Raw genomic sequence first — 5,193 nt, 5'->3', positions numbered from 1 at the left:
AGGTCGAGCGCGCGGGCGGCACCGTCGTCGAGAACGCCCGCGCGACCGCCGTGCACGGGCAGACCGTCCGCACCTCGCGCGGCGACGTCGTGGCGGGCGAAGTCGTCGTCGCCACCCACTACCCCGTGCTCGACCGCGGTCTCTACTTCGCCCGGCTCGAACCGGTGCGCGACCTCGTCGTCGCGGGCCCGGCGGCCGGGAACGCCCCGCCGTCGGGCATGTTCCTCGACGCCGACACGCACCACTCCGTGCGCGGGTACACCGAGCAGGGCACGCCGATGGTGCTCGCGGGCGGCGAGCACTACCGCGTCGGCGCGCACGTCAACGTCGAACGGCGGTATCAGCGGCTGGCGGACTGGGCCGGCGAGCACGCCGGGCTGCACCGGGTGACCCACCGCTGGTCCGCGCACGACCTGTCCACTGTGGACCTGCTGCCGTACGTCGGCCGCTACCTGCCGGGGACGAAAAACCTGTGGGTGGCCACCGGATTCGGCCAGTGGGGCATGACCGGCGGCACCGCGGCCGGGCACATTCTGGCCGCGCGGATCCTCGGCGAGCCGCACCCGGCCGCGGACCTGTTCGACCCCAACCGCTTCGACGCCCGCTCGGTGCCCACCCTGGCGCAGGACAACCTCACGGTGGCGAAGTACCTGGTCGGCGACCACGTCGCGGCGTTGTGGCGCGCGGAAAAGCTCGACGACCTCCGGCCCGGCGAGGCCGCGGTCCTGCGCGTGGGCGGCGAGCTGGTCGCCGCCCACCGCGACGAAGCCGGGCAGCTGCACACCGTCGGCGCGCACTGCACCCACCTCGGCTGCCTGGTTTCCTTCAACGACGCGGAAAAGACGTGGGACTGCCCGTGCCACGGCTCCCGCTTCGGCGTCGACGGCGAGGTCGTCCAGGGCCCCGCCGTCCGCCCGCTGCGCCGCGGTTAACCCGAAGCGAGCTTCTTGCCGGCGTCGTAGAGCAGGTGCAGGGCGTCGGCCACGCCGATCGCGGTCAGCACCGTGGCCGCCAGGCGCGTCGGCCGCGGCGCCACGACCAGGCCCGCGGCCAGGCCGGTGCCGATCCACACGTCCAGGCAGAACGGGCAGGACACGAGTTCGCCCACGGCGTGCCCGGCGTGGCTCCGCCCGGGCACGGACTCGTTCAGCTCGTCCTCACCGGCCGGCTCTTCGTACTTCGTGAACGGCGCGCGCAGCGGGCTGGTGATGGCGGCCTTGGCGAGCATGCGGCCCGCCTTGAAGGTCGCGGTGCCCAGCAGGACCGTGTCACCGGCGCCGAAGCGGCGTGGCAACCGGGCGCCGGAAGCCCGGCCGAGCGCCGTCAGCGCGCCGACGAAGGCGCCGTACGCCCCCATCGCGCCGAGGTACCCGGCGAGCGGCCGGTCGGCTTCCCCGGCGTACCGGCGCTGGACCCGCTTCGCCTTGGCGGCGACCTCTTCGACGACGCTGGTTGCGGTGGTCATCCGTGCTCCTTCCGGTGCTTTCCCGACGCGTACCCGCGCGGGCGCGCGGCAATCATGGTTGCCGGGTACTCCCGGCGGGTACTTCGCGGCGATGGGACGCACCCGGCTCCGGCGCAGTGACCTGCGCGGCCCCGGCATCCGGCGGATCCGCCGCGGCCGGGGCTTCTCCTACGTCCTGCCCGACGGCTCACCGGTCACCGACGAGGAGCTGCTCGCGCGGATCAAGGACCTGGTCATCCCGCCTGCCTGGCGGGACGTGTGGATCTGCCCGCACCCGAACGGGCACGTCCAGGCGGTCGGCACCGACGTCGCCGGGCGGCGCCAGTACCGCTACCACGACCAGTGGCGGCGCGACCGCGACGAGGAGAAGCACGACCGCGTCCTGGCGATGGCCCGGCGGCTTCCCGGGTGGCGCGAGTCGGTGGCGGCCGACCTGGCCGGCCGCGGCCTGACCAGGAAACGCGTCCTGGCGGCGGCGCTGCGCATGCTCGACCGGGGCATCTTCCGCACCGGCGGCGAGGAGTACGCGGAGGAGAACGGCACCCACGGCGTCGCGACGCTGCTGCGCGAGCACGCCTCCGTGCGCGGCGACGAATGCCGGTTCCGCTACGTCGCCAAGGGCGGCCTCGAGCGCGAGGTGGCGATCCGCGACGCGGCGCTGGCCGCGGCGGTGAAGTCCCTCCTGCGCAGCCGGTCCGGGAGCGACCGGCTGCTCTGCTACCGCGAGGGCGGCACCTGGCACGAGGTGCACGCGTCCGACGTCAACGAGCGGTTCAAGGAGCTGGCGGGCGAGGACTGCACGGCTAAGGACCTGCGCACGTGGACGGCGACGGTCCTGGCGGCGGCCGCGTTCGCCGCGGCGGACCCGCCGACGTCCGAATCCGCCCGCAAGCGCGCGGAAGCCGGGGTGATGCGGGAGGTTTCCCGGGCGCTCGGCAACACCCCCGCCGTGTGCCGCTCGTCCTATGTGGACCCGCGGCTGGTCGAAGCGTACCGCGGCGAGCGCACGATCGCGGCGGCCTTGAAGCGGGCGGGCCGGCTGGAGGGCGACGACGCACGGGAGGTGCTGGAAAAGGCGTGCGCGCGGCTGTTGAAGGCGTCATGAGGATTGGAAGTCACTCGGACGGGGAAGTCGATCGCGGTGAGGACGTCCGGTCGAGCGGCAGGAGGCACGGTGAGTGAACGCCGATCCATCCGAACGTGTACTGGCCCGCGGACCCGGCCGTCCGGGACCCTGGGGACGATGACTTCCGACCCGTCCCCCGTGCGCTGGCGCGCCTCGATCGGCCTCGCCGTGGGCGGCGACGGCCCGGTGTCGAGCATCGTCGAGTCCGAGCACGGCAGCGAGGGTTCGGCCCGCGAATGGATCGAACGGAAGCTCCCCCGCGCCCGCTTCCCGGCGTGGATCCCGGCGGCCCGCCGGGCGGACGGCGTGGAGTTGTTCGGCCGGGTGGCCCGGGGCCACGTGGTGACCGGACGGCTCGTGCCGACGTGGGAGTCGGATTCGGGCAGCGCGGTGTGGCACGCGGACCGCGAGGGCGACCACGTGCAGTGGCGGCGGTGCGCGGCCGAGGACCGCTGAGGCGGCTCGATCGACTGTAGTGAATGACTCATTCCTGTCGTCGGACGACAGGAATGAGTCATTCACTACATCCCAGCGGCCGGCTCAGTCCGTGCCCAGCTCTTTCCGCAGCAGGCAGAACTCGTTGCCCTCCGGGTCCTGCAGCACCACCCAGGACTCCGTGCCGTCCTGACCGACGTCCGCGGGCCGCGCGCCCAGCGCCAGCAGGCGGCGCAGCTCCGCGTCCTGGTCGCCGCCCACCGGGTTCACGTCCACGTGCAGCGGGAGCTTGCCGCGGCGGGGGTGGTCCGTGCGGGCCAGCACCAGCGTCGGGGGGCCGTCGCCCAGCGGGACGCCCGGGAGGCCCAGCTCGAGGCCGTCGGGCTCGTGGCCGATCACCTCGTAGCCCAGCACCGCGCACCAGAACTCCGCCAGCCGGTCGGGGTCGTGGCAGTCCAGCACCAGTCCGGTGATCCGGGCGGCCATCCGGTCAGCTCCGTTCCGTCTCGCGTGCCACGTCCGCGGCCTCGTCCTCGTCCATCGCCGTGGTGTCCCGCGGCGGCAGGAAGGGCTCCTGCTGGTCCTCCTCGCGCCCCGCTTCGATGCCGCGGCCCCGGGCGAGCTCGGCGTCGAGCTCGGCGCCCAGCAGCACCGCCAGGTTCGAGATCCACAACCATACAAGGAACACGATCACGCCCGCCAGCGAACCGTAAGTCTTGTTGTACGAACCGAAATTCGCGACGTACAGCGCGAACCCGGCCGACGCCGCCACCCACAGCAGCACCGCCAGCAGGCCGCCCGGGGTCAGCCACTTGAAGCCGGGTTGCCGCACGTTCGGGCCCACCCAGTACAGCAGCGCGAACGCCAGGCTGACCAGCAGCGCGATCACCGGCCACTTCGCGATCTCCCACACCAGCACCCCGGTCGAGCCGAGCCCGATCAGGTCGCCCAGGCGGCGCGCGATCGTCCCCGTCGCCACCACGCCCAGCGCGCACGCCGCCAGCAGGACGACGATCCCGATCGTGAGCAGCACCCGGATCGGCACCACCTTCCACACCGGCCGGCCCTCCGGCATGCCGTAGATCGCGTTCGACGCCCGCATGAACGCGCCGACGTACCCGGACGCCGACCACAGCGCGCCGAGCAGGCCGATGATCGCCAGCGGCCCGGCCAGGCCGCGCGAGCCGGCCAGCTCCTGGATCGCGCCGACGAGGATGTTCTTGCCCTGTCCGGGCACGACCTGCTCGACGTTGTCGATCACGGCCTGGATCTTGTCCGGGCCGAGCAGGCCGAGCAGCGACGTGAGCACGATGACACCCGGGAACAGCGACAGCACGCCGTAGTAGGTCAGCGCGGCGGCCCAGTCGGTCAAGTTGTCGCGGCCGAACTGCTTGAACGTGCGTTTCAGCACCGCGCCCCACGAGCGCTTGGACAGCTCTCCCGGCCCTTCGGGCTCGTTACCTAGTTCGGCCACCGCCGCCACCTCCGCTTCGTCGGCGATGGCATACCCGGTCCGGTACCGGGTATTCGTCCGCCAACCCGATGCTCAGGAGGAGCCCCGTGACCGAGGTCAGCCGCGTGATCGACGCACCGCCCGACGCCGTGTTCGACGTCCTCGCCGACGGCTGGCTCTACGCCGGCTGGGTGGTCGGCAGCTCGCACATCCGCGACGTCGACCCCGGCTGGCCCGCGGTCGGCTCCCGGATCCACCACAGCGTGGGCCCGTGGCCGGTGCACATCCAGGACATCACCGTGGTCCGGGCGGTGGAGCCCGGCCTGTCGCTGTCCCTGGAGGCCCGCGGCTGGCCGCTGGGCACGGCGGCGGTCGGGCTGACGCTCGTCCCGCACGGCGAAGGGGCCACGCTGGTCCGGATGACCGAGCACATCGTGAACGGCGTCGGCAGGGTGCTGCCGGCCGCGGTCCAGGCGCTGATCGTCAAGCCGCGCAACACCGAATCCCTCGCCCGCCTCGCCGACCTCGCCACCGGCAAGCACGCCCGCGCGCAGGACGGCCACCCCCGCCCGTAACTCTGCCGCGGCTGGTCGTGAGTGTTCGGTCGGGTTCTAACCCGACTGAACACTCACGAGCTGTAGATGGCGCGGTGGGCGGCGCGGATCACCGCCGCGTAGCCGCCGCCGAGGCGGCCGGCGCGGGCCAGGGCCGCGC

General features: G+C 73.2%; 7 protein-coding genes. 4 read left to right on the top strand and 3 right to left on the bottom strand.

Translation table 11 applies throughout. The features are described 5' to 3' along the window. Positions 1 to 932: FAD-dependent oxidoreductase (locus G3I65_RS18650; protein WP_160697242.1), on the top strand; the 932-nt coding region annotated here is incomplete at its 5' end. On the opposite strand, the gene G3I65_RS18645 is transcribed toward G3I65_RS18650, so the two are convergent. Beyond that, a complete protein-coding gene (locus tag G3I65_RS18645; RefSeq protein ID WP_160697241.1) occupies positions 929 to 1,465 on the bottom strand; it encodes a DUF1360 domain-containing protein in 537 nt (178 codons plus the stop codon). The two genes, G3I65_RS18650 and G3I65_RS18645, sit on opposite strands and share 4 nt — an antisense overlap. Before the next feature lie 91 nt (positions 1,466 to 1,556). Between G3I65_RS18645 and G3I65_RS18640 the strand changes: the two genes are divergently transcribed. Further along, positions 1,557 to 2,570, top strand: a complete 1,014-nt coding sequence (locus G3I65_RS18640) for a DNA topoisomerase IB (protein WP_160697240.1) — start codon at positions 1,557 to 1,559, stop codon at positions 2,568 to 2,570. A gap of 138 nt (positions 2,571 to 2,708) precedes the next feature. After that, positions 2,709 to 3,047, top strand: a complete 339-nt coding sequence (locus G3I65_RS18635) for a hypothetical protein (RefSeq protein ID WP_166640270.1) — start codon at positions 2,709 to 2,711, stop codon at positions 3,045 to 3,047. Positions 3,048 to 3,131: 84 nt separating this feature from the next. Here G3I65_RS18635 and G3I65_RS18630 read toward each other — a convergent pair whose 3' ends face one another. Further along, a complete protein-coding gene (locus G3I65_RS18630; protein ID WP_125307533.1) occupies positions 3,132 to 3,512 on the bottom strand; it encodes a VOC family protein in 381 nt (126 codons plus the stop codon). A 4-nt stretch (positions 3,513 to 3,516) separates the two neighbouring features. Further along, positions 3,517 to 4,500: a YihY/virulence factor BrkB family protein gene (locus tag G3I65_RS18625; protein ID WP_309235549.1), complete on the bottom strand. Its 984-nt coding sequence runs from the start codon at positions 4,498 to 4,500 to the stop codon at positions 3,517 to 3,519. A gap of 86 nt (positions 4,501 to 4,586) precedes the next feature. Between G3I65_RS18625 and G3I65_RS18620 the strand changes: the two genes are divergently transcribed. Next, positions 4,587 to 5,054, top strand: a complete 468-nt coding sequence (locus G3I65_RS18620; RefSeq protein WP_160697239.1) for an SRPBCC family protein — start codon at positions 4,587 to 4,589, stop codon at positions 5,052 to 5,054. Positions 5,055 to 5,193 lie beyond the last annotated feature (139 nt).

The sequence above is a fragment of the Amycolatopsis sp. SID8362 genome (genome assembly GCF_010550475.1).
Lineage (GTDB): Bacteria > Actinomycetota > Actinomycetes > Mycobacteriales > Pseudonocardiaceae > Amycolatopsis > Amycolatopsis eburnea.
Note: the sequence above shows the minus strand (reverse complement) of the source record. Positions and strands in the feature narration are given on the sequence as shown.

Coding starts and splice junctions, on each gene's coding strand:
- G3I65_RS18640 (WP_160697240.1), top strand. CDS start 1,557: ATGGGACGCACCCGGCTCCGGCGCAGTGACCTGCGCGGCCCCGGCATC.
- G3I65_RS18635 (WP_166640270.1), top strand. CDS start 2,709: ATGACTTCCGACCCGTCCCCCGTGCGCTGGCGCGCCTCGATCGGCCTC.
- G3I65_RS18645 (WP_160697241.1), bottom strand. CDS start 1,465: ATGACCACCGCAACCAGCGTCGTCGAAGAGGTCGCCGCCAAGGCGAAG.
- G3I65_RS18630 (WP_125307533.1), bottom strand. CDS start 3,512: ATGGCCGCCCGGATCACCGGACTGGTGCTGGACTGCCACGACCCCGAC.